26 protein-coding genes are annotated in these 23,551 nt (G+C 53.2%); 10 read left to right on the plus strand and 16 right to left on the minus strand.

All coding sequences use genetic code 11. The annotated features are described in order from the left end of the window. Positions 1-18: 18 nt before the first annotated feature. The 3 genes from MKX51_RS20365 to MKX51_RS20375 form a co-directional block, all read right to left on the minus strand. Positions 19-336 (minus strand): winged helix-turn-helix transcriptional regulator, encoded by a 318-nt coding sequence (locus tag MKX51_RS20365; RefSeq protein ID WP_036698497.1) that lies wholly within the window; start codon positions 334-336, stop codon positions 19-21. Positions 337-461: 125 nt separating this feature from the next. Then, complete coding sequence (locus MKX51_RS20370) at positions 462-788, minus strand: hypothetical protein (RefSeq protein ID WP_340993611.1); 327 nt, start codon at positions 786-788, stop codon at positions 462-464. Between the two features lie 32 nt (positions 789-820). After that, positions 821-1,756, minus strand: a complete 936-nt coding sequence (locus MKX51_RS20375; RefSeq protein ID WP_340993612.1) for a Gfo/Idh/MocA family protein — start codon at positions 1,754-1,756, stop codon at positions 821-823. 162 nt (positions 1,757-1,918) lie between these two features. Here MKX51_RS20375 and MKX51_RS20380 point away from each other — a divergent pair, with 162 nt between their 5' ends. Both MKX51_RS20380 and msrA read left to right on the plus strand, forming a co-directional pair. Further along, positions 1,919-2,530 carry a TVP38/TMEM64 family protein gene (locus tag MKX51_RS20380; RefSeq protein ID WP_340993613.1) on the plus strand — a complete coding sequence of 204 codons (612 nt, stop codon included), beginning with the start codon at positions 1,919-1,921 and terminating at the stop codon, positions 2,528-2,530. Between the two features lie 98 nt (positions 2,531-2,628). Beyond that, positions 2,629-3,615, plus strand: coding sequence for a peptide-methionine (S)-S-oxide reductase MsrA (gene msrA / locus MKX51_RS20385; RefSeq protein WP_340993614.1), 987 nt, complete (start codon positions 2,629-2,631; stop codon positions 3,613-3,615). A 202-nt stretch (positions 3,616-3,817) separates the two neighbouring features. Here the strand turns inward: msrA and MKX51_RS20390 are convergent, their stop codons facing one another. Beyond that, positions 3,818-4,960: a DUF4349 domain-containing protein gene (locus MKX51_RS20390; protein WP_340993615.1), complete on the minus strand. Its 1,143-nt coding sequence runs from the start codon at positions 4,958-4,960 to the stop codon at positions 3,818-3,820. 372 nt (positions 4,961-5,332) lie between these two features. Between MKX51_RS20390 and MKX51_RS20395 the strand changes: the two genes are divergently transcribed. After that, positions 5,333-5,485 (plus strand): DUF1540 domain-containing protein, encoded by a 153-nt coding sequence (locus MKX51_RS20395; RefSeq protein WP_076079942.1) that lies wholly within the window; start codon positions 5,333-5,335, stop codon positions 5,483-5,485. A gap of 190 nt (positions 5,486-5,675) precedes the next feature. On the opposite strand, the gene metE is transcribed toward MKX51_RS20395, so the two are convergent. Further along, positions 5,676-7,976, minus strand: coding sequence for a 5-methyltetrahydropteroyltriglutamate--homocysteine S-methyltransferase (gene metE, locus MKX51_RS20400; protein WP_340993616.1), 2,301 nt, complete (start codon positions 7,974-7,976; stop codon positions 5,676-5,678). Between the two features lie 195 nt (positions 7,977-8,171). Continuing rightward, positions 8,172-9,032, minus strand: coding sequence for an undecaprenyl-diphosphate phosphatase (locus MKX51_RS20405; RefSeq protein ID WP_340939409.1), 861 nt, complete (start codon positions 9,030-9,032; stop codon positions 8,172-8,174). Positions 9,033-9,226: 194 nt separating this feature from the next. Here MKX51_RS20405 and MKX51_RS20410 point away from each other — a divergent pair, with 194 nt between their 5' ends. The 4 genes from MKX51_RS20410 (at position 9,227) to MKX51_RS20425 (ending at position 12,005) form a co-directional block, all read left to right on the plus strand. Then, complete coding sequence (locus MKX51_RS20410; RefSeq protein ID WP_340993617.1) at positions 9,227-10,258, plus strand: NADH:flavin oxidoreductase/NADH oxidase; 1,032 nt, start codon at positions 9,227-9,229, stop codon at positions 10,256-10,258. An 88-nt stretch (positions 10,259-10,346) separates the two neighbouring features. Next, positions 10,347-10,781 (plus strand): MarR family winged helix-turn-helix transcriptional regulator, encoded by a 435-nt coding sequence (locus MKX51_RS20415; protein ID WP_340993618.1) that lies wholly within the window; start codon positions 10,347-10,349, stop codon positions 10,779-10,781. Between the two features lie 129 nt (positions 10,782-10,910). After that, on the plus strand, positions 10,911-11,168 hold the full coding sequence (locus tag MKX51_RS20420; protein ID WP_340993619.1) for a PQ-loop domain-containing transporter: 258 nt from the start codon (positions 10,911-10,913) through the stop codon (positions 11,166-11,168). A gap of 93 nt (positions 11,169-11,261) precedes the next feature. After that, the gene (locus MKX51_RS20425; RefSeq protein ID WP_340993620.1) at positions 11,262-12,005 is read left to right on the plus strand and encodes a class I SAM-dependent methyltransferase; all 744 of its coding nucleotides are present in this window, start codon (positions 11,262-11,264) and stop codon (positions 12,003-12,005) included. A gap of 73 nt (positions 12,006-12,078) precedes the next feature. Here MKX51_RS20425 and MKX51_RS20430 read toward each other — a convergent pair whose 3' ends face one another. The 5 genes from MKX51_RS20430 to MKX51_RS20450 all read right to left on the minus strand — a co-directional run bounded on the left by MKX51_RS20430 (position 12,079) and on the right by MKX51_RS20450 (position 17,471). Further along, the gene (locus MKX51_RS20430; protein WP_036698508.1) at positions 12,079-12,765 is read right to left on the minus strand and encodes a YitT family protein; all 687 of its coding nucleotides are present in this window, start codon (positions 12,763-12,765) and stop codon (positions 12,079-12,081) included. Between the two features lie 321 nt (positions 12,766-13,086). Next, positions 13,087-13,587: a Crp/Fnr family transcriptional regulator gene (locus MKX51_RS20435; protein ID WP_036731809.1), complete on the minus strand. Its 501-nt coding sequence runs from the start codon at positions 13,585-13,587 to the stop codon at positions 13,087-13,089. 174 nt (positions 13,588-13,761) lie between these two features. Next, the gene (locus tag MKX51_RS20440) at positions 13,762-15,711 is read right to left on the minus strand and encodes a PTS fructose transporter subunit IIABC (RefSeq protein WP_340993621.1); all 1,950 of its coding nucleotides are present in this window, start codon (positions 15,709-15,711) and stop codon (positions 13,762-13,764) included. Positions 15,712-15,758: 47 nt separating this feature from the next. Continuing rightward, entirely contained in the window at positions 15,759-16,670 is a 912-nt protein-coding gene (pfkB, locus tag MKX51_RS20445) for a 1-phosphofructokinase (RefSeq protein WP_076079951.1), read from the minus strand. A 39-nt stretch (positions 16,671-16,709) separates the two neighbouring features. Further along, positions 16,710-17,471: a DeoR/GlpR family DNA-binding transcription regulator gene (locus tag MKX51_RS20450; RefSeq protein WP_340993622.1), complete on the minus strand. Its 762-nt coding sequence runs from the start codon at positions 17,469-17,471 to the stop codon at positions 16,710-16,712. A 347-nt stretch (positions 17,472-17,818) separates the two neighbouring features. Between MKX51_RS20450 and MKX51_RS20455 the strand changes: the two genes are divergently transcribed. After that, on the plus strand, positions 17,819-18,136 hold the full coding sequence (locus tag MKX51_RS20455) for a hypothetical protein (RefSeq protein WP_340993623.1): 318 nt from the start codon (positions 17,819-17,821) through the stop codon (positions 18,134-18,136). Positions 18,137-18,162: 26 nt separating this feature from the next. Here MKX51_RS20455 and MKX51_RS20460 read toward each other — a convergent pair whose 3' ends face one another. Continuing rightward, on the minus strand, positions 18,163-18,630 hold the full coding sequence (locus MKX51_RS20460) for a hypothetical protein (RefSeq protein ID WP_340993624.1): 468 nt from the start codon (positions 18,628-18,630) through the stop codon (positions 18,163-18,165). Between the two features lie 184 nt (positions 18,631-18,814). On the opposite strand from MKX51_RS20460, the gene MKX51_RS20465 reads away from it, so the two are divergent. Beyond that, complete coding sequence (locus tag MKX51_RS20465) at positions 18,815-19,951, plus strand: AI-2E family transporter (RefSeq protein ID WP_340993625.1); 1,137 nt, start codon at positions 18,815-18,817, stop codon at positions 19,949-19,951. Between the two features lie 262 nt (positions 19,952-20,213). Here MKX51_RS20465 and MKX51_RS20470 read toward each other — a convergent pair whose 3' ends face one another. From MKX51_RS20470 to MKX51_RS20485, 4 genes are all read right to left on the minus strand, one after another. Further along, on the minus strand, positions 20,214-20,618 hold the full coding sequence (locus MKX51_RS20470) for a hypothetical protein (protein WP_076079955.1): 405 nt from the start codon (positions 20,616-20,618) through the stop codon (positions 20,214-20,216). Positions 20,619-20,649: 31 nt separating this feature from the next. Next, positions 20,650-21,318 carry a uracil-DNA glycosylase gene (ung, locus tag MKX51_RS20475; RefSeq protein WP_076079956.1) on the minus strand — a complete coding sequence of 223 codons (669 nt, stop codon included), beginning with the start codon at positions 21,316-21,318 and terminating at the stop codon, positions 20,650-20,652. 71 nt (positions 21,319-21,389) lie between these two features. Next, complete coding sequence (rnhA, locus tag MKX51_RS20480; protein WP_340993627.1) at positions 21,390-22,055, minus strand: ribonuclease H; 666 nt, start codon at positions 22,053-22,055, stop codon at positions 21,390-21,392. A 157-nt stretch (positions 22,056-22,212) separates the two neighbouring features. Continuing rightward, positions 22,213-22,788 (minus strand): TetR/AcrR family transcriptional regulator, encoded by a 576-nt coding sequence (locus MKX51_RS20485; RefSeq protein WP_340993628.1) that lies wholly within the window; start codon positions 22,786-22,788, stop codon positions 22,213-22,215. A 158-nt stretch (positions 22,789-22,946) separates the two neighbouring features. Between MKX51_RS20485 and MKX51_RS20490 the strand changes: the two genes are divergently transcribed. Continuing rightward, the gene (locus MKX51_RS20490; protein WP_076079959.1) at positions 22,947-23,498 is read left to right on the plus strand and encodes a hypothetical protein; all 552 of its coding nucleotides are present in this window, start codon (positions 22,947-22,949) and stop codon (positions 23,496-23,498) included. Positions 23,499-23,551: the final 53 nt, after the last annotated feature.

Below are 23,551 nucleotides of genomic sequence, written 5' to 3' on the forward strand. Positions count from 1 at the left end.
AAATATATTACGCTACTGCTACTCCACCCAGCTCTCGGCCCAGGACTGGATTTGCTGCATGACCGGCTCAAGCGCACGGCCCTTCACTGTCAATTCATATTCAATGCGCACCGGTGTCTCCGGGTACACATGACGTACCAGAATGCCCTCGCATTCCAGATCCTTCATGCGCTCGGACAGCATCTTATCGCTCATTGACGGAATCAGTCCGGAAATATCCTTGAACCGCTTGGGGCCGCTCATCAAGGTCTGAATAATGAGTCCGTTCCAACGCTTGCCCAGAAACGAAAAAGCCGTCTCAAATCTCGGGCACATCGTCAATTGATGTTCTTCCATGGTTATCACCTCTCACTTATGAAGCTTACAATTAGTTAGTATATATAATTTTACCACATTTATTCTGGAATGAACATCGTTTGCCAAAAAAAAGTTCATTAACCCCAATTATTATATTTACGCTCTCAATCCTTGGTGTCTTCTGCCTTGCGTCTTAGCTGGATAGCCTCTGTAACCACATAGGCAAGATCATCGTTGCTATAGAGGGAGAGTACGCCAAGCACCGTATCATCGGAGATGAAGCCGGCCTCCTCCTCAGATACCGTCAGAGCCAGCGCATTGGCCAGCGCCTGATTGCCCTCCTGCTGCGGATAAGCCTGCAGATACAGGGCATGCGGGTCCAGCTTATTATTCACACACCACTGGGCAAATACGAGAATCATCATTTCCTCGTCCCGCTTATAGCTCTCGATAATCCTCTCTTCCATCGACTTGTTGTCATAATCCTCCATGTTGTTCTCCTCTCTGCTGCGAATCTGACCGCTCAGCGGCTTAGTCTTGCTGCTAATTCATGGCTCGGCAATACGGCCGAAGCGGAAATACCGCATTGCTCCGGTGTCGCTATATGGCTGAGATAATGGCTGACCGCGCCGCTGAAGCCTCTGCGCTCCAGTACTGTATCCCAGCTGCCGAAGTTCTGAGTGCGCGGCAGCGAGCCCTGCTCATATAATATAACCCGTTCCATGTCCGTCACCTCAACCGACCTGCCATGTCCGTGCAGCTCCAGCTTCTCCAGATCGGCCCCGGCATCCCGGACCATGCTGTAATGGCCGGTGGTCCCGTTCTCCCAGCCAAGCATTCCTGAGGCGTGCAGAAGCCGCCCCTCCGTATCCGCCTTCAGGCTGGTGTGCAGCAGCTCATAATCCCCGCCGGACAGCCAGAGCAACAGATCCAGCATATGGATTAGATCATCATGGATCGTCTCATGGCTGCTGCCCTGCTGCAGCTTCGTCCGGTGTTTGACAGCAGTGGATTGGCTGATGCCTCCGGCCTTATGCAGCCAGGATTTGGCGGCGGCATACATCGGGGCATAGCGGCGGTTGAAGCCCACTCCCAGCAGCAGCCCCTTGTTCTCAGCAAGCTCTGCCATCCGGCGGGATTCCTCCAGATCATAGGAGAGCGGCTTGTCCACATACACGGACACCCCATGCTCCAGGCAAGAGGTAACCAGCTCATAGTGCGTAGTTGTAGGACTATGTATGAACACAGCATCCAGATCCCAGGACAGCAGCTCCGTAAGCTCGGTTGTCCCCCGCTGAAGGCGATAAGCCTGGACTGCCCGCTCGACCGTAGCAGAGGAATGGCTGAGCACTCCCACCACCTCGGCCTGATCATGCCGGGAGAGCAGCGGCAAATAGACTTTACGGGCAATATCGCCTATGCCGATCATTGCCACTCTTTTACGGACAGGTAGTTTCATTACAGCAGCATCTCCCTTACATGTTGGGGGAATTTCTATTCCCTTATAGATGTATTATACCGTGACATGCTGCGGGAACAATGATCTTTGCTTCAATAATTGCTTTAATTGCTTTTTTTTCAGTATGATGAAATGGATGGAGTGAAGAAGGGGCATAGTATAATGAGAAAATGGCTAACAATTATTCTGTATGTTTCGTGCATAATCCTCGCGTTTGTCTACAGGTATGAACTCCTGGCCTGGCTTAGAGAGGATCATCCTTTGTATTTGTCCATGCTCGCCGCTACAGTGCTGGCCTTATTTCCGGTCCTGCCCTACAAGCTGATTATCGGATTGTTCGGGTATGCTTATGGAAGCTTCGCAGGAGCGTTAATCTGCTGGAGTGCTACTACGATCGCGGCAGCCCTTGTCTATGGAGTCGTTACATCCATGTTCCGGAGCAAATCGATGGCCTATCTAAGCAGCATTTCCGCGCTGGACAGATTTGTGTATGCTGTGCAGCAGCGTCCTTTTGCATCTGTAGTGATCGCCCGCCTGGCACCGTTCATTCCGCAGATGGCTGTGAATATCTACGCCGGTGCCGCCGGACTGCCTTTCTGGAGCTATCTTGGAGCCACTGCACTTGGCAAAATTCCCGGCATCGCCCTCTACGCCTTCCTGGGAGGACAGATGTTCCAGCATCCGCGAAGTGCAGTTGTAGCTATAATCGTGTATATTGCCGTACTGGCTGTAGCCGGATTATCCATGCGCCGCCGTCCTTCTGCGGGCCGCTGACGCTTCAAGAATTTCCGGTATGCTGGCAGTAAGCCTCTATTTGATTTATAATTAAATTGTGATCTATTTAATTGCATTCTACAGATGGAGGGATAACAATGAGTGAATTTCAAGCTGATTCTATAAATTTCAAGACCGAACAAGCCACCTTCGCCGGTGGATGCTTCTGGTGTATGGTATCCCCTTTTGAAGAGCTTCCGGGCATTGTCAAGATTATCTCCGGTTATACAGGCGGACATACTGTGAATCCGACCTACGAGGAAGTATGCTCGGAAACCACCGGACATGTTGAGGCGGTACAGATTACGTTCAATCCGGATATTTTCCCATATAGCAAGCTGCTTGAGCTGTTCTGGCAGCAGATTGACCCTACCGATGCCGGAGGGCAATTCCATGACCGCGGAACTTCTTATGGAACGGCAATCTTCACCCATTCGGAGGAGCAGCGCCAGCAAGCAGAGGCTTCCAAGGCGGCCCTTCAGGCCAGTGGACGCTTCTCTGCTCCCATTGTGACGCCTATTCTTCCGGCTAAGCCCTTCTACCCAGCCGAAGAATATCATCAGGGCTATCATCACAAGAATCCAGCCCATTACAAGCGTTACCGCAAGGGTTCGGGCCGGGAAGCATTCATCGAAGCTCACTGGACGCATAAGGAGGACCCGCAGAGCCTGAAGGAGCGCCTGACTCCGCTTCAATATGAAGTAACGCAGAACAGCGCTACGGAATCTCCATTCCGCAACGAATTCTGGGATCACCACGGAGACGGGATCTATGTGGATATTGTCTCCGGGGAGCCACTGTTCAGCTCAGAGGATAAGTTCGATTCCGGCTGCGGCTGGCCGAGCTTCACGCGTCCGATCCGGGACTATGTGGTCAAGGAGAAAACCGACCTCAGCCACCTGATGGTCCGCACCGAAGTACGCAGCAAAACAGCGGATTCCCACTTGGGCCATGTATTCAATGACGGCCCCGGAGCGAACGGACTGCGGTACTGTATCAACTCGGCAGCTCTGCGCTTTGTTCCCAAAGAGGACCTGGAGAAGGAAGGCTATGGCGAGTACCGCGTGCTCTTCCAGCATGTTTAAGGCTGGAGGTCCCGGTTTCTCTGCTCCTCTAATGGACAGCTTTAAGCACTTACCTGCGCGCTAGCACAATGTTTGCTGTTTTCCGCATACATTCGGACCACACGCCTGCATTTCCTGAACAAGAACAAAGCCTCCAGCCCGGATTCACGGGTAGGGAGGCTTTATTCTTTACAAATGATCCTTATCTTTACCGGTACAGCTTCTACTTGTTCTGCTTATCCGTATTCTCCTCTTCCGGTGCAGTTGGTACTACAGGTGCACTCTCAGGATGAGGCTGCGATTCCCGGCCCGGCAGATGCTTAGCGCCCAACCGCACTTGTTCAGGGTGCGCAGGTTGCCGCCGCTTGAAGCTTCGCCGTAACCAGAGCACCAGCGCAACCACCACTCCAGCTACGAGCAGGACGGGGAGAGCAGCCGCCAGTACCACAACAAGCCACTGGAACATCACAGACAACGCCTTCATGCTGCCATTCAGCGCTTCTGAAGCCCGTACACCCAGCGGTCCCTGGGCATTGGTCTTCGTAAGGGTAAGACTCTTCTCCGTCTGGTAGAGGCGAAGCTCCACTGTAGAGAAAGATACGTTCTGATCGATATACCGCATTCTGCCCTTGATCTGTTCGATTTGCTCCTGAATTTCCCCAAGCTGGTTGGCGAACTGGACGAGATCGGCCGGTTTGGTTGCTTTTTTCATAAAATCAATATACTGCGCCTCCATCATCTGCTTCGCCTTAAGGCGTGACTCCAGGTCCACATATTCCTCCGACACATCCTGCCCCTGGATGCTTCTCTGGAGCTTTTCATGCTTAATCTTCTCCAGATTGTTCAGGAACGGAGAGAAGCCCGCCGCAGGCACTTTTAGGATAAAGGTTCCGCCCTGTTCATATTCAGACATATTCTCTGAGAATTCGATAATGTAGCCCCCGGCCAGAGTAACCATATTCCGCACTTCAGTCTGCGCTGCCCCGTAGTCGCTTACCTCCATATTGAGGTTCGCCTTGTAGATTAGCTTCTTGTTCAGCCCTGCTACCACATCGGTTCCGGTGAATCCGGCAGAAGCATCTGTCCCTTGCTCAGCCCCCGCCCCAGGGACTGCCGAATTTCCGCCGCCGCCTTTCTGGTCAGCCTGATCATTAACAGCCATCGCAGTATTCGAGGTTAGACTATCCTCCTTGACCTCCACCGCAGCAGGCGCACTCTCTGCCGATCCGTCTGATGCTGCTTCATTTCTGAACGCGCTTTCTGTATTCGCGGCCGAATCTGAATTGCTACTCGACGCGCCGCAGCCCGTTAGAACCACGGCTACAACCACTAGATACAACAAGTAATGCAGACCCCATTTTCGCATGCTCATTCCTCCATCAAGTGTAATTGTATACTGCTTCCTGTGTTTCAGCTTCCGCGGCGAAAGGCCGTTATCTGTATCGGTCCGTTCCGCGCTTATCCCTCTTGACGTTCCAAAAGCTGGAAGGTTGCAGCCATTTACGGAAAAAAACAAATAAGACCATTCAGCCATAGATAGCCAAGTGTGGTCCTGTTTGCGTATTGCCTCTTTATTTGTTACAATTACGATGATAAAACGGCAAAAAAACACCAAAAACCCTATTCGCATAGAATAAGGTTATGGCGCTATTCGGACAAGCTCCACCTTGCCCGGGCAGCTGTAATTGATTTCTTGCCGATTTATGATGCCTACTACTACAAGAGGAGGTGAACCCTCATGGCAAAAGACGTATTGTGCGCAGTTAATTCTTGCACCTACTGGGCTGAAGAGAACAAATGCAACGCTGAGTCGATCTTCGTTGCTTACCACAGCTCCAAGCAGCCTACACAATCTGAGGAAACAGATTGCAAAACCTTCGAAAGCAAATAATGAATGATTGCAGAAGTTGAAGGAGCCCTCCACAGGTTCCTTCTTTCTTTTCTCATTCTATCAAGAATGAGAATTATTATCAAGTGTTTCCTGCAAAAATAAAACCACTGCTGGCCGGAGACTGTACTCTCCCGCTTGCAGTGGTTTTTCTGTGCGAATCCAAGGATCTTAAACGGAACAACTCCGGCTGTTAACGGGTCACTGCGCCGTGCTGCTCTCTCACCAGGACCGCAGCCTTCACCATATTACGCAGTGCGCCTGTGGTCTCTTCCCAGCCCCGTGTCTTCAGTCCGCAGTCGGGATTAATCCAGAACTGCTGGACATCCAGCACGCGCAGCGCACGTTCGATGGCCGAAGTCATCTCCTCTACCACCGGTACGCGCGGACTGTGGATATCATACACACCCAGTCCAATCCCCTTATCGTATTCCTGCTCCTCGAAGCTGACGATCAGCTCACCATGGCTGCGCGAGGTCTCAATGGAGATGACATCCGCATCCATCGCCGAGATCGAACCGATCATATCATTGAATTCGCTGTAGCACATATGCGTATGCACCTGTGTGGTGTCCTTGACATGATTCGTGGCGGTCCGGAAGGATTTCACCGCCCAGTTCAGATAATACTCATGATCTCTCGCCTTCAGCGGCAGGCCTTCGCGGATCGCCGGCTCATCGACCTGAATCATCTCGATCCCAGCCTCCTCCAGTGCGGATACTTCATGACGCAGAGCAAGGGCGATCTGTCCGGCCACTGCTTCCCGGCTGAGATCATCACGGACAAAGGACCAGTTCAGGATCGTGACCGGTCCGGTCAGCATTCCCTTAACAGGCAGCTTCGTCAGTGACTGGGCATACACGCTCTCCTTGACGGTCATCGGCTCGATGAAGGCAACATCGGCATAGATGACCGGCGGCTTCACGCAGCGTGAGCCGTAGGACTGAACCCAGCCGCCTGCGGTGAACAGATAGCCGGCCAGCTTCTCCCCGAAGAATTCCACCATATCCGTACGCTCGAACTCTCCGTGTACCAGCACATCCAGACCAAGCTCCTCCTGAAGCGTAATCGCTTCAGCGATCTGCCGCTTGATGAACAAGTCATAACGCTCCTGGTTCCAGACTCCCTTGCGCCATTTCAGACGGGCCTGGCGGACTTCAGCCGTCTGCGGGAAGCTGCCGATGGTCGTGGTCGGCAGCAGCGGCAGACGCCACTTCTCCTGCTGAACCTTGACACGCTCGGCGAACGGAAGGCTGCGGCGGTCCGGCAGCTGGGCAAGGGCATGCACCTGCTCCGCTACATCCTTACGCCCGCGCTCCGGCAGGGCACGGAATACGGCCAGCACCTCACGGCTGCGCTCCAGCTCGGCGGCATAACGCTCTCTTCCTTCATTCGCGGCTGCCGCAATGAGAACCAGCTCGGCCAGCTTCTCATTGGCGAACGCCAAGGCATTCTTAACCGCAGCCTTCAGCTTGACCTCGCCCTCAACCGTTACAGGCACATGCAGCAGACTTGACGCTGGCTGGAGAATCAGCTGCTCCTTAGGCACATAGGTCAGCAGCTTCTCTACCAGCTCCAGCTTGGCATCGGTATCGGCGCGCCAGATGTTGCGTCCGTCAAGGATACCGGCTCCGAGTGTCTTATCCTGCGGCCACCCGAGGCGTGCAACCGACTCCAGATTCTTGCCGCCGTCATGGACGAAGTCAAGACCCAGACCCTGCACAGGCAGCGCGAGCAATGCTTCAAGCGGCTCCGCAGCTTCGAAGTACGTCTGCAGCATCAGGTTCAGACCAGGTACGGCCGCAGCAATCTCACTGTAAATGTTCTGCAGCAGCGCGGTATCCTCAGCCGTTAAGCCGGTAACAATCGCCGGTTCATCGATCTGTACCCAGGCCACTCCTTCCGCCTTCAGCTCCTGCAGCAGCTGCACATACAGCGGGAGGAAGCGTGCGGCAACGGCGGCGATGTCTGCTGCCGGGAAGCCCTTGGACAGCTTCAGGAAGGTATACAGTCCGACTATAACCGGCTTGCCCTCAATGCCTGCCCGCTCCTTGGCGAAGCGGTAGGCGGCCAGCGGTTTATTCGCTGTCAATACCGGGGACAGGCTGCCGATCTCAGGTACAATGTAATGGTAATTCGTATTGAACCATTTCGTCATCTCGCAGGCCGGAGCCTCTGCATTGCCGCGCGCCATTGCAAAATACAGATCCAGCGGAATCTCTCCGCCCTTATATCCATAACGCGCCGGTACGATCCCGAACATGGCGGCAGTATCCAGCACATGGTCATAGAAGGTGAAGTCGCCCACAGGAATCAGATCAATTCCGGCCTGCTGCTGGGTCTGCAAATGTTGAAGCTGAATATCCTCCATCTGCGAGCGGAAGCTTTGCTCATCGATTTTGCCGGCCCAATAAGCCTCCAGCACTTTCTTCCATTCACGGTTCTTGCCGATTCTCGGATAACCGAGGCTGCTTGTATTGATTCCTTTACTCATAGGTGTCCACTCCTCTGTATAGTTGTTTATCGCTTATGCCTGCAAGCCTTAATCTGATGCCATCTTACTGCACGGCTTCCGCGCCCTGCAACAGTTTCCACGCAATCCGGCTATACAGATTCCCTATAGCAGAACGCCAAAAAAAGCCGCACCCCCATGAAGGAGGAGCAGCTTAGACTCTGCGGCCCGGCGAAATCAGAACCAGATCAGATAGACCACACCGGCAAGCACAATCCGGTAGATTGCGAAGGGCAACAGCTTGATCCGGTTAATCAGCTTCAGGAAGAAACGCATCGATACCAGTGCGAATACGAAGGCGCTAATGAAGCCGGCAATGAAGAACGGCAAGGCATCCAGCGTAAAATACTGCCAGTTCTTCAGCAGTGAAATCAGGCTTGCCCCGGCCATAATCGGTACCGCCATGATGAAGGTGAAATCGGCTGCCGCACGGTGGCTCATGCCCAGCAGAACCCCACCGGATATCGTCGAGCCGGACCGCGAGAAGCCCGGCCACAGGGAGATACATTGAATCAATCCGACTGATAGCGCCTGCCTATATGTAATTTGGTCCACACTCTCAGTCCGGGCATTCGCAGGCGCAAAACGGTCAGCACAGATCATGAACAACGCTCCTACCACAAGTCCAATCAGCACAGTAAAGGTAGAGAACAGATGCTCATCGATGTAATCCTCCAGCAGAAATCCGAAAATACCGGCAGGCAGCAGTCCAATGAGGATATGCGTCAGCTTCAGCCGTCCTTCAACCGGAGCCTGCCGCTGCCCTTCCGGCACTACGGCCAGATCCTGGCGGCTAAGCTTCCTCAGGCCCAGCAGATCAATGAACCGGTTACGGAAAATAATGACGACTGCAAGAATGGAGCCTAATTGAATCACTACCTTGAAGGAGTTGGCCGTGTACTTCCCCAGGAACTCCTGCGATTTAAGCCACATATCATCAACGATGATCATATGGCCTGTCGAGGATACCGGAGCAAATTCGGTCAGCCCTTCTACAATGCCCAGGATGATTGCTTTAACAATGGTCAGCAGCTCCATGGCGATCCCCCTTTATTGTTTTCAATATAATAATTGTAAACTCGCACAGCTATTTCTGAAACTTACAACGTATATGCAGTATTGCAAATTTTAATCCAGCTGACTTGACAGGCAGAAACCTACAGTTTATATTTATATGCATGCGCATGCATTTATTGTTTATCCATCCCATATAGAACGAAGGAGCGACATTCATGACGAAAGATCTGTTCACCCCCTATGAGTATAAAAACTTAAAACTGAAGAACCGGGTGGTGATGCCGCCCATGTGCCAATATTCAGTTACCAATAAGGATGGCATCGCTAACGACTGGCATTACAACCACTATGTAAGCCGCGCTGTCGGCGGCACTGGACTGATCATTGTCGAGATGGCGGATGTGGACCCGGACGGCCGGATTACCGATTATGATCTGGGCGTCTGGTCTGATGAGCAGATTCCTGCGCTGGCGCGGATTGTGGAAGCCAGTCATGCCCATGGAGCCAAAATCGGAATTCAGGTGGCCCATGCCGGGCGCAAAGCGGAGGATGCCAAAGTTCCTGTCTCCTCTTCGGCTATTCCTTTTGACGGCAACTCCAAGACTCCTCATGCCCTGACGACAGAGGAAGTACAAGAAATGGTCCAGAAATTCAAACGGGGCGTAGAGCGTGCGGTTCAGGCCGGGTTCGACACTATTGAGCTGCACGGCGCCCACGGTTATCTGATTCACCAGTTCCACTCGCCGTTGACCAACAAACGGACTGATGAGTACGGACAGGACCTGACCTTGTTCGGCCGGGAGGTAATCACTGCCGCCAAGAGCGTGATGCCTGAGGATATGCCGCTGATCATGCGGATTTCCGCCAGAGAATATGTGAAAGGCGGCTACGGCCTCCAAGAAGGTCTGGAGATCAGCAGAGCCTATAAGGAAGCCGGAGCCGATATTTTCCATATCAGTTCAGGCGGTGAGGGAGCAGCTGACGCAGAGAATGGACCGGGCAACCATGCAGCCTATCAGTTACCGCTGGCAAGAACCATCCGCGAGGAGCTGAACGTGCCGGTGATTGCTGTCGGCCGGTTGGATGAAGCGGTTCTTGCCAACGCCGTCATTAGCAATGAAGAAGCTGACTTGGTAGCGGTGGGCCGGGGAATGCTCCGTAATCCTTACTGGACGCTGGAAGCCGGTGTGACGCTGCGCAAAGACGCAGATATACCTAAGCAGTACACATTAGGATTCCCGCGTTAAGGACAATTCGTCAGCAGCTTGCCTATGGTGATGGTATACTGTATAACAACTACTATTCATTACAGGTATACACCGGGAGGATGAAGACATGACTAACCCCCCTTCAAATGATCTGATTAACAGCTGGTTATCGCTCTCTCTGATACAGATGAAGGTGGCCGCAGTCCTTGAAGCGAAGCTGACCGAGAACTATGAGTTATCGCTTAAGGAATTCTATGTATTGCTGTTTCTGTCCGAAGCCCCTGAGCAAAAGCTGAAGCTCCAGCAGCTGGAATCGATGGTCGGGCTTAGCCAGAGTGCTGTGTCCCGGCTGGTCAGCCGCTTCGAAGCCAAGGGCTGCGGAGCGCTGGAGCGCAAGTCCTGCGAGGCAGACCGCAGAAGCATCTATACGTCCCTGACTGCCATTGGGCAAGATAAGGTTGACCGGGCGAAGCAGACCGTTAATGAAGTGCTGCAGGAAGCCTTTCCTGTAGACGACACGCAGCAGCTGCTGAAGCAGCTTATCCGGCTGAAGCAATCCTAGACCCGGGCAGATGCCTGCCGGGTGAACCCGCCCGTCCCTCCCGAGGGGCGGCGGGTTTTTGTCTGAACCTCCATTTCCCCTAGAGCATACATCGTACTAATACGAAATTAAGAATAGCGGGGTGTATGAATGGTGTTCACAGTTATGCAGCTGGTTGGCGGTCTTATTCTCTCTGTAGGCTGGATTCCGCAGATTGTGCAGATCCTCAGGACCCGTTCTGTTGCAGATCTCAGTCTGAAATCTTACCTGCTGATGCTGCTGGGCATCGCACTTATGGAGGCTTATGCGGTTAACCTGGCCGCGCAGGGGGTCGGATTTGCTTTTCTGATCACCAATTCCTTATCACTAGCCGTTGTAACAACGGTAGTCCTGCTGATTATCCGCTAACGGACCCAAGGGTAATAAAGCATTCTTAAGGCTGCACCCCCGTCCCATCTGCGTTATACTTTCTGTAATACAAGGATGTGGGAGGTTCAAGAAATGAAGCAAAATAAGTATGACGACGCGGGTTTTTTTGAGAATTACAGCCAGATGCCCCGCTCTACGGGCGGACTGGAGGCTGCCGGAGAATGGGAGGTCTTCCGTACCCTGCTGCCTGATCTGTCCGGCAAGCGGGTGCTTGACCTGGGGTGCGGGTTCGGCTGGCACTGCCGGTATGCCCGGGAGCAGGGGGCGGCTTCCGTCGTAGGCATAGATCTCTCCGCCAATATGCTGGAGCGTGCCCGTACGATGACAGACGACCCGAAGATTGAGTATCTCCAGCTCGCGATTGAGGATGCCGCATTCGGGGCAGAGCAATTTGATACCGTGATCAGCTCGCTGGCGATCCACTATGTTGAAGATTTCGGCAGTCTCTGCCGCCAGGTCCGGCATTGCCTGAAGCCCGGGGGAGCCTTTGTCTTCTCTGTGGAGCATCCGATCTTCACCGCGCTCGCCTCGCAGGATTGGCATTACAGCCCGGACGGGAAGAAGCAGCATTGGCCCGTGGACCACTATCATCTGGAAGGGCTAAGGCTGGCTGATTTTCTCGAACACGAGGTTGCCAAATACCACCGGACCACCGCCACCTACCTGGGTACACTGCTCGAATCAGGCTTCGTCCTGAAGGAGATGTCGGAGCTGCAGCCGACCCCTGAGATGCTGGAGAAGAATCCGGCCTGGCAGGAGGAGACGCGGCGTCCAATGTTCCTGCTGCTGTCCGCGGTGAAGCAGTCCACGGACTAATCTTAACGCACAAAAAAAAGACCAGCCGGACGGTAGTCCGCTGACCTTTTATCATCCCCGTGGTTCACGGAGTTCACATTGCATTATTCACATTCACTGTACCTTCCTGAGTCTTGGCAAGTGCGGACGGAATCTTAGGTGCCTGAACCAGCTTCCGTCTGCCCAGAGAGGTTGTAAAAGTGATTACATAACCGGCTACAACTACAGCCATCACAGTGTACAGGGTTTCTCTTAACGGCATATAGAAGAGGGAGAAAGCCAGAACGATTACATCCATCAGGATAAATACGGTTCCTACCTTAATACCTTTCCATTCACTGATCAGCACGGACAAAATATCGTCCCCGCCGCTCGCCCCGCCGCCCAGCAGGACCATTCCTGCGCCCAGACCTGTCAATACCCCGGACAACAGCGCCGCAACCGGCAAGTTATCCTGCAGGTCAATAACCCAGCCGGAATAGCGTTCCATCAGCCCGTAGAATACCGTGAAGGCCACTACGGAGATGAAGGTGTTCACTACGAATGATTTTCCTTTGAAAATGATTGCGATGATGAGTACCGGAATGTCCAAAATCAGGATGCTAAGTGATGGTGAAATCCCCAGTACATACTTGCCGAGCAGCGACAATCCTACGAATCCGCCTTCGGTCAAGTGGTTCTGATAATTAATGTGATAATACGTAAATGCAAGCAATAGTGTTCCGGTCAAAATAATAGCTAACCGGAGCGGCAAACTCATGCCACTGTCTTGTTTCCTCATTACTCGGTCTCCCCTTATCGTATATGGCGGCTAGACGTTCCTGCCAGCCTCTACGAGGGGTTATACCGGAGGAGATGTTGCTCCTTCGCATACAATACTTCCTTCCCTTCGCAGAAGCGGCTTCGTCAATGAACAACGGTTCGCGCACATGCTACAGGGAAGCTAAGTATAAGACAGATCATAACGTTTCCAAATCGTCCTTTGGGGAATCGTCCTTCGGGGACACATGGTATCCTGATCCTTTCTTTAGTTTGATATGTTCTGAATAGATTATACCACGCGGAGGGGCCACTCTAAACAGTTTCCACTAAAAATAAGCAATCAGCCCGGATTCCGCAGCAGACGGTTGACGGTCTCGCGGCGGACGCCGATCAATTGTCCGATCTCTTCCTGTGTCAGCAGATCTGTGAGCTGTGCGCCATGAGAATATTCGGTCAGCCAGCGGGTCAGCAGGGCCATCCGCTCCCCCGGCGTTCCAACCGTGAGATGATCGAGCCTCGTCTGCATGAACCGCACCTTCTCCTGAAGCAAAAGGGCGATCTCCATCACCTTCTCAGGCTTCTCCCTCAGCTCCCGGTACCATTCTGCAGCCGGAATCAGCTCGACCTCACTTTTCATCATTGCCACTGCGGTTCCATGCGCCTCCTTCGGCGAAATGAGGGAATGATGCGGAACGGTCTCACCCGGATATAGCAGGTTGAACAATACCATGTTCCCGTTCTCATGCAGTCTCGTGACCTTGAACAGTCCGCTCTTCACCTTGAACAGGTTCTGGCCGCCGTCACCCTGGCGGAATAAGACCTCACCTCTATGCAGAATCATTTCGCATTCTCCTTTGCCTTCTCTGTATATATATTTTTAATTATACCGAAATAAGACACCAAATTGGAGGGGCAAGCGTAAAACAGTCCTGTTACAGGGTCTAAATGGCAAAAACCGCCTGGGAGCAGAGGTCTGTCTCTGCTCCCAGGCGGTTCCAGGGAAAGGCAAGATACGTTATTTTGCTGTGATCGGCTTCTTCCAGAGCCCCAGGATCAGACCGGAAATCACGGAACCGATCAGCACGGCCAGCAGAAACAGCGCGGCATTGCTGGACAGGAAGGCTACGAACACACCGCCATGCGGTGCGGGAACGTTGAGGTTCCACAACTGGGTAAGTCCGCCGGCTACGGCAGAGCCCAGAATACAGGAGGTGAGCACCCGCAGCGGATCAGCCGCAGCGAACGGAATAGCCCCTTCGGTGATGAACGACAAGCCCAGCACATAGTTGGTTACACCGGATTTGCGTTCGGTCTCCGTGAATTTATTCTTGAAGAACGAGGTGGCCAGGGCAATCGCCAGCGGAGGCACCATCCCTCCGGCCATCACTGCGGCCATCATCATTCCGTTTGTATTGCCGCTGGATGTAAACACGCCGATGGCGAAGGTGTAGGCTGCTTTGTTGAACGGACCGCCCATATCAATGGCCATCATCCCGCCAAGCACCAAGCCCAGCAGAATCTTGTTGCCAGTACCGAGATTGTTAAGCGCATCGGTCAATCCTCCGTTAATCCAGCTAAATAACGGATCGAACAGGAAGAACATAACTGCGCCAGTAATCAAAAGGCTGAATACAGGATAGAGCAGAATCGGCTTCAGTCCGTCCAGTGTGCGCGGCAGGCCCGAGAAGGCTCTGCGGAGCATAATCACAACGTAGCCGGCCAGGAACCCGGCAGCCAGACCTCCGAGGAAGCCTGAATTAGAGTTAAGGGCCATCAGACCGCCGACCATACCCGGCATCAGCGCAGGCCGGTCACCGATGCTCATCGCGATAAATCCGGCAAGGATCGGAATCAGGAAGTGGAAGGCTCCGTCTCCGCCGCCAATGCTCTGCAGCAGCTTGACCAGCGGATTGTCGGGACTGGCCACCTGTTCGATCAAGAAGGAGATCGCCAGCAGAATGCCTCCGCCGACTACGAACGGCAGCATATGCGAGATGCCGTTCATCAGGTCTTTGTAGATTTTGCTTCCAATAGAACCGGACTTCACAGGCGCTGAGCCTTCTTCATTGCGTCCAGAGCCGCGGTAGATAGGCGCATCTCCTGCAACTGCGATCCGGATCAGCTCTTCTGACTTGCGGATACCGTCGCTAACCGGACGCTGGAGCACAGGCTTGCCGCTGAAGCGCTCCATCTCCACGTTCTTGTCGGCGGCAACAATGACCCCGCTGGCCCGGGCGATCTCATCTGCGGTCAGCACATTCTGCGCACCCTCCGAGCCGTTCGTTTCGACACGGATATTGACACCCATCTCCTTGGCCTTCTTCTTGAGGGCATCCTCTGCCATGTAGGTATGGGCAATACCTGTAGGACACGCTGTTACAGCAACAACGAAGCTCTGTGAATCCGGGTTCCCGGTAATGATTCGTGCCGGTTCAGCTTGCGGTGCGGCTGCCTTAGGAGCAGCCTTCACTGCCGCTGCCTTGGCTTCCGCTTCCGCCTGGGCTTCAGCCTCCGCTTGCTTGGCATCGAATAAGGCGGACACCTCGGCAGGGGTCTTGGCACTCATGATTTGTTCGATGAATTCGCTTTCAATGAGCAACCTGGACAGTGCAGCGAGTGTCCGCAGGTGCATATTTCCAGCTCCGTCCGGCGCGGCGATCAAGAAGAAGATGTGGGCCGGCGCTTCATCCAGGGAGGCAAAATCAATTCCGGCGCTGCTCTTCGCAAAGACTACTGTTGCTTCGCTAACGGCCTTGGTCTTGGCATGAGGCATAGCAATGCCTCCGCCGATGCCTGTGCTGGACTGGGCTTCACGCTCCAGAATCTTCTCCTTGAACAGCTTCGCATCCGTGATGCGTCCGCTGGCCGCGAGGCTGGCAATCAGCTCGTCAATGACCCCTTCCTTCGTTGTCGCCTGCAGCTCCATAATCATCGTTTCCTGTATCATTAAATCTGTAATTTTCATCAATTCTCAACTCCCCGAATGTACTTGAACCTGTTAACCTCTGTTATTCATAGCTGAGATATGGCAATAAGCGGACGAAGCTCTTCAATCAATGCCCGGTCTGCCAGATCATCGGAGAACGCTGTGGCACTTCCTGATGCCACACCGGCACGGAATGCTTCCAGCACATTCCCTGTCAGCGACAAGGTGCCCACGAATCCGGCAATCATCGAATCTCCCGCACCTACTGAATTCCTCACCTGGCCCTTAGGAGCGCTGGCATGGTATACTTCTTGCCCGGTAAGGAACAATGCGCCTTCGCCAGCCATCGAGACCAGCACGTGCTTGGCACCACCCGTAAGAAGCTTGCGTCCGTAAGTGATAATCTCTTCTCTGGTACTGATCTGAACACCGAACAGCTCTGCCAGCTCATGGTGATTCGGCTTGACCAGCAACGGCCCCCGGGATAAGGCGTCCTGCAAGGCCTGCCCGGTCGTATCAATAACGAACTCCGCGCCCTTCTGCCTGCATACTGCAATCAGTCTGCTGTAGAAATCTCCACCCAGCGAAGGTGGCGTGCTGCCTGACAGGATCACAATGTCACCCGGCTTCAGGGCTTCCAGCTTAAGCAGCAGCGAAGACGTCTCGGTCTCCGTAATGACAGGCCCGGCTCCGTTAATCTCTGTCTCCTGCCCGGCCTTAAGCTTGATATTGATCCGGGTATCGTCCGCAATATGAACGAAGTCGCCGGAGATCCCCTCCTGGCCCAGCCAGGTATCAATGTAGCCGCCGGTGAAGCCGCCCAGAAATCCGGTGGCCGTATTCTCAACGCCCAGCTGCTTCAGAACGCGGGATACGTTGATTCCCTTCCCGCCGGGCAGCTTCATATCGCGCTTCATCCGGTTGAGTCCGCCTAGTGTTAACTCTTCTACCTCCACGATATAATCGACGGAAGGATTGAGTGTCACAGTATAGATCATCATTCATCCCTCATTTATAATGTTTGTCTTCCCATCCCGTCACACCAGTGTATAATCCACATCCAGCTTCTCAAGCTGCCTCCTGAAGCTATCCGGTGTGCCCTTATCCAGAATGCAGTGATCCATCTCCTGCAGATCTGCAACCTTGCAGAAGGAGATCTGCCCGATCTTGCTATGGTCGGCCAGCAGGATCGTCTGCTTCGCTACAGCGATCATTTTGCGCTTGGTGGCCGCTTCCAGCATATTCGGCGTCGTAATCCCTTCACGGATATCCAGCCCGTTGGTGCCAAGGAAAGCCTTATCCACCCGCACCATATCCAGCGAGCGTTCGGTCATCGGTCCGACAAAAGCCATGGTGTCCGGCCTTAGCATCCCGCCTGTAATAGACACCTCAATATGGCGGCAGTCCTTCAGCTCGTTCAGCGCCATGATTGAGTTGGTAATGACCTTGAGATTGCGGAACGATTTCAGCGCCCGGGCAATCTGCAGGGTAGTGGTACCTCCGTCAAGGAGAATGGCATCACCATCCTCAATCATCTCCACAGCCTTCCCGGCAATCCGCAGCTTCTCTTCCAGGAACCGGTCTTCCTTGTCCGTAACCGCCGCTTCAAAGTTCACACTCTGCAGGGATACTGCCCCGCCATGCGTACGCTTCAGCAGCCGCGCTTCCTCCAGCTCCTTGAGGTCCCGGCGGATGGTCGATTCCGAGACGGACAGCTCCTGGCCCAGCTCCTGAACCGAGGCTCTTGTGTGCTTCTCGACAAACAGCAGAATCATCCGTTTGCGTTCTTCTTCAAACATGCAGCTCACTCCTTAGGATGTGCAGCTACCCGCTGCTGGATTCCTATATATACAGTAACTACCTGAATTGAAAGATAAGATGACTGGATTCAAATCACTTGTGACTGATGTTGATCATTTGTGCTCATTTATGATTGTAACAGCGTTTTCATGAACTGTAAAGAGGCTACTATTCCAGCCGGATACACTACTGCTGTAAGTATTCGCGTATGCTCTGCTCATTTATGCTCATTTCAGCCTTGTAACTATATCATCCGGTGCGGCAAATTACCTCCCGATTGCCCATTTCACAATGGCAGCGGGCGACATATTTATATTACATATGGGGAAAAGCGGGTGAACAGGAGATGGCCTATTACAATAACAACGGATATGGCAGCGCGGGCGGTAACGGCGGTAATGGCAGCAATGGCGGCATTAACGGCCAAGGAGGGAGCGGCAGTGACGGCCCAGTAGGAACCGAGGAGCTCAGTGCAGAGGATTATGCGATTATTGCCGCCGGCTTTGGCGTGCTCGGGGAACTGTTTGCTTTTTTCTCTCTGGTAAAAGCCAAGCAGGTGACCAAGGAAACAGGCGGACAGGTAGGTGCCGGCATCGACCCCGTGCTGTTCGTACAGAACCGCAAAAAAAAAGCAGCCAGACGAAAGTCCCGCCGGCTGCGTTGATCCCTTATATTTTCCGAATCCATCGCTTAATTCAAAGGTATGACATCATGCTTCACAAATATGGTCTGCACTCTCTCCCGCAGCTCTTCTTCAGGCAGAAGGACAATGACAATAATACGCTCCAGATCAGCATGCTTCGCATACGCCTCCGCGTCATCTTGCGGAATCCCCATTCCGATCAGGCTGACCGCAAGGCCGTCTGTCTCCAGATCCGCCCCCGCGAGCTTGCGGGCTGCCGGACCTGCTGCGACCGCAGAATCCGCGACCATATCCAGGCCTACCCCAAGCCCGCGGGCTGTACCGTACAAGCCATTATTCCCCTGCCCCGTCTCCACTTCTCCAATCGCGGCATCCTTGCTGATGATCTCCAGCGTGTTCTTCTGCTTCGTGACAGCTGAGATATGCTTCGCCTTGATCCCACTTTTCTTCAATTCTTCGATCGCCAGCACCGCATCACTCCGGTGTCCAAAAATCCCCAATACCAATGTTGGCATGCGGCATCCCTCCTATTACTGCTACTGCAATATTTCCACTCTGCTACTGCGATATTACCACTCCGCCTGTGGCTTGAATCCCGCATGTGGCGGCGGCTCCCGGTCAGGCCTGAATCAATCTCTTCTAATTGGGTTATAAAGATACGTATACATAAACATAACTTAAGAGATAGGGGGGGCTGCTGTGCTTCAAAGCAAGTATTTTCGGACCTGCCTGGCCATTATCGCCTTTTTGACGATTCTGTACCTGGGCTCGAAGGTCATTTTTCTGTTCACACCGCTGGTATCTATCATTCAACTGCTGCTCGTACCCATGATGCTGTCGGGCTTTATGTATTATCTTCTGCGGCCGATTGTCAACTATCTGGGGACCAAAAATGTTAACCGCGGGCTGTCCGTCCTGCTGATTTATCTTGTGTTCGCCGGACTGTTCGTCTTATTCTGGGTGCTGGTCTGGCCTACACTGCGCGAGCAAATCCAGAATTTCATCGACAATACGCCATATCTGGTCGAGGGTATACAAAACCAGTTCAACAAACTGCAGAACGACCCGTCACTCTCCCGCTTCTTCAAGGGTGACACGGATGTGACCACACGCCTGACGGAGTATTTGAACAGTGCCATTAACTGGGTGACCAATTCGATGTCCAACCTGATCACAGTGATCTCCAGTATTGTCGTGGTTATCGCTACCCTGCCGATCATTCTCTATTACATGCTGAAGGACGGGCACAAGCTGTCCCCGATTCTTCAGGGCCTGATTCCGAAGAAATACCGCAAGGAAGGCCAGGAGATGTTCAAGGATATCGACTCTGCACTCAGCGGCTTCATCGTTACACGTGTCCTGCTTAATGTGGTGCTGGGCATCTTGCTATACATCGGATTTTTGCTGATCGGCCTGCCTTATTCTCTGCTGCTCGCCGTGATCTCCATCCCGCTGAATTTCATTCCCTATGTGGGCTCGCTGCTGGCGGCGGTTCCCGTTGTTATCGTGGGGTTCATCGAATCGCCTTCACTCGCGATCTGGTCAGCCGTCGTCATTCTGATCGCGCAGCAGATTCAGGATAACGTGCTGTCACCGGTCATCTATGGCAAGTCGCTGGATGTTCACCCGCTCACAACAGTGCTGCTTGTACTCGTGGGGGGCGACTTCTATGGACTGATCTGCGTCCTCATTGCGCTTCCGGTCTATATGATTATCAAAATCATCTTCCTGCGCATTTACGAGATCATTGTCGCCGAGCGGGTGGATCAACCCGTACCCGAGCCAGGTGCTCCGCCGGGGATTGAGATTGAGATCGTCAAGGACGATAAGGTATAGCAAGTGGAAACGGCTTTGCCGTCCTTTTAAAGGACGGTACCGTTTCAGCGAGAAATAGAAAGATAAGTTATCGTGTGCAACATATAAATTCTATATTTTAAAACAATCCCACAAAGTGGGGCTTTAGCGTAGGTGATAACTCAGGTACTTTGCGGGGGCCCCAAAACATATAAATTCTTATCTTTTAATAAAAAGCCCTCCGGCGCTGATGATCTCCGCGCCGGAGGGCTTTTCAATGTACACGCTTGAATGTATCTGGACTTCATCCCCGCAGCGAGCGGACCACGAAAGTGTGGTTGCCCTTAGGCAGGTTCTGCCCGTCACGCAGCGTCACGGAGCCTTTGGTATGTGCGATGATCGTCGCATTGAATGCAACCAGCTGGTCCCCTTTCCAGACAGTAACCGCTGATTTGAAATAGACGGCATTATCAAACTGCAGACGTTCTCTCATAATATATCCGACCGAATGGAGAACCGGGGGCAAAGCCCTCTCTTTGGGAGCCAGAGCCTTGATGTACACAATATCGCGGAAAGGGACGGCAATCTCCTGATGCCCGATGACGGCTACCGAAGCTGCAAGATCCCATCTGCGCAGAACGCCTTTCATAATCGTATATGGCTGCTCGCCGCAGTACATAATGACCGGTCTGCCAACCCAATGCTTCATGGCTCCACGCCCTTCCCTGTGCCTGAACTACTTATACCTTCGGTATGGACCAGTCTATGCCCTTAAGCCCATGCTGCTCCAGATACTGGTTGGCCTGAGAGAACGGGCGGCTGCCGAGAAATCCGCGGTGTGCTGAGAACGGGCTCGGGTGCGGGGACTGGATCACCTTGTGTCTGCTGCGGTCAACTACCGCGCCCTTAAGCTGGGCATGGCTGCCCCACAGGATGAAGACCATCGGTTCCGTCCGCTCGTTCAGCTTCTCCATAATGGCATCCGTGAAGGTCTCCCAGCCCAGCCCCTTATGCGAATTCGGCTGGCCCTCGCGTACTGTCAGTACGGCATTGAGCATCAGCACACCCTCTTCCGCCCAGTGCAGCAGCGATCCGTGGCCCGGCACCTCCAACCCGAGATCACTGTGCAGCTCAGCGTAGATATTGCGCAGAGACGGCGGAATCCTTACACCCGGCTCTACCGAGAAGCTAAGGCCATGGGCCTGTCCGGCGCCGTGATAAGGGTCCTGTCCCAGAATGACTACCCGGGTCTTACTGTAAGGCGTCAGCTTCAGCGCCGAGAACAGCTTGTCCTTCGGGGGATAGACTGTATACTGCTTGTACTCGCGTGCCAGGGCATAGCGCAATTCCTCAAAGTAAGGCTTCTGCGTCTCTTCCTGCAGCACTTCATCCCAATCGTTGCCAAACATTCGGTTCTCCTCCCAATTACCCTGCTATTAGTATTGTTTCATTATCTGTTATTAACCAGAATAACAGGAACTTATTTGCGGCCATAGTCCGCCTTGATCTCGCCCCATGACTTCGTCTGCCATTTCAGCACCTTGTTGTCATAAGTATGGCTGCGCAGCCAGCTCTCCGCCCGGTCAATCAGCTGCCAGATCTCCTCTGTAGAGGCATCCCGAGGCAAGGTCGTGGCCACCTTTTTCTGCTTGACCCATTTCATTGCATTGACAGAATCACTATAGACCGTCTTGCTGCTGCCTTCCTGCTTAAGATGAGCCAGCGCATGCACAATCGCCAGGAATTCTCCGAGGTTATTGGTACCTTTACGGATCGAACCGCAGGAGAAAATCACATCCCCGGTCTGGGTATCTACGCCTTTGTATTCGACCGGTCCGGGATTCCCCCGGGTGCCTACATCCACGGAGATGCTGTCATAATCGATCTCCTCAGATGTCTCCACTCCGGCACTCCGGCTCCAGGACTTGCCTGACTTGCTTGTGCCGGAAGTCCCTGAAGCTGCCGCACCCGTTCCCCAGTTGCCCTTCCAGCCTGCCTTGAAGGCTGTCTCAGCAGCCGCCTTGCTCTCATAGGACTTATATTTCGCTCCGGTATAATGATCCGTCTGCGCCTGACATTCCGCCCATGTATTGTAGACTCCGGGCTGCTTGCCTTCCCAGACTACGTAGTATTTCTGCTTAGCCATTCCTATTGCTCCCTCCTGCCGGTGTAACCTTATCCAGAATAATATTGTACTGCATACTGCGTTCTTATTGAAGTCTGAATACACCCGCACGCCTGCTGCCCTCCCGAATATCTGTCTGGATAATTACCGGCAGGCGCGTTCATACTAATACGGCAGCTCAGTCCAGCACAGCCAGCGTAGTATCAATAATGGTCTGGAGCTTGCCCGCATCCCTCGTTGCCTTGACCATAACCCGCAGTCCAACCAGGGCATTGTGCAGATAAGCAGCAAGCGCCGGAGCCGCATGCCGGGAGGAGAGTTCTCCAGTCTCCTGTCCATGCAGGATCAGCTGTTCCATTAATCTCTCGGTATTCAGAAAAGCTTCATTGGCCCGCTCAGCTGCTTCCGGATCATGAGCCGACAGCTCCACTGCCGTATTCACCAGCATACAGCCCTTCGGCTCCGCTTCACTTCTATAGACTGTGGCTTCGAATAAGAGGCGGATGGCTGCCTTGGCAGAGGTGATGCCTTCGATCCGGCTCTCCAGCCTGGAGCTTTGAATGGAAGCAAAGCGTTCCAGCGCTTTTATATATAAGGTATGCTTGTCTCCAAAGGTGTCATACATGCTTCGCTTGTGAATTCCCATGCCGGCTACAAGATCCTGCATTGACGTCTTCTCATAGCCCTGCTGCCAGAAAATCGTCATTGCCTTGAGCAATACATCATCAATGTCAAACTCTTTGCTTCGCGCCATGATCATGCTCCTTTCGCGGTCTATTTTACCATTTATAGAACGATCGGTAAATATTATTGTAGCAGTGTTAACTAGATCACATCAATTCCGCACCAATCATTCTATATTAATTTTAAGGAAAATACCATCAGCATTACACACCCCAAGGAGGTTATCACATGAGAAAACTCGCAGTAATACTTGCGGCATTTACCCTGACCCTGCTGATCGGATGCGGCAACAATAACAAAAGTACAGAGAACACTAACACCTCAGCGAACACGGGCAATACGGCTACCGCTGCCCCGGATGCGGTCACTTCAGCTTCAGTGGTCGACAACGGCGAAGCCTTCAAGAAGGCGATCAGCAAGGACGGCACCTGGATTGCAGCCACCCTGAAAGACCTGAGCTTCTCCGAGGAGCTTGTGGTGGACGGACAATTCATTAACAAGGAAGAGCCTGCCCGCAAAATCGCGCTCTATACCCAGGATGCCGATCACAACATCACGAACTCCTTCAAGCTCACCGCCCCCAAATTGACGATCCGCAGCGAGAATGCCCGGATTCAGGGAGGGACCTTTGTGGGTGATGTCTATGTGGAGGCTGACGGCTTCGCCGTCGTGAATGCCACCATTGAAGGCAATGTCTATTTCTCCGATGCCAAGTACCAGGCTACCTATACGGCAGCTGATCAGGGTAAGGTAACCGGCGTCACCGAAGTGAAAAAATAATGCGGCTGGGTGCGGGGTGTTCCTCTTCGGGCAAGCGGCCGGGGAGGATACCC

It is taken from the genome of Paenibacillus sp. FSL M7-0420 (assembly GCF_038002345.1).
Taxonomy (GTDB): Bacteria; Bacillota; Bacilli; order Paenibacillales; family Paenibacillaceae; genus Paenibacillus_AQ.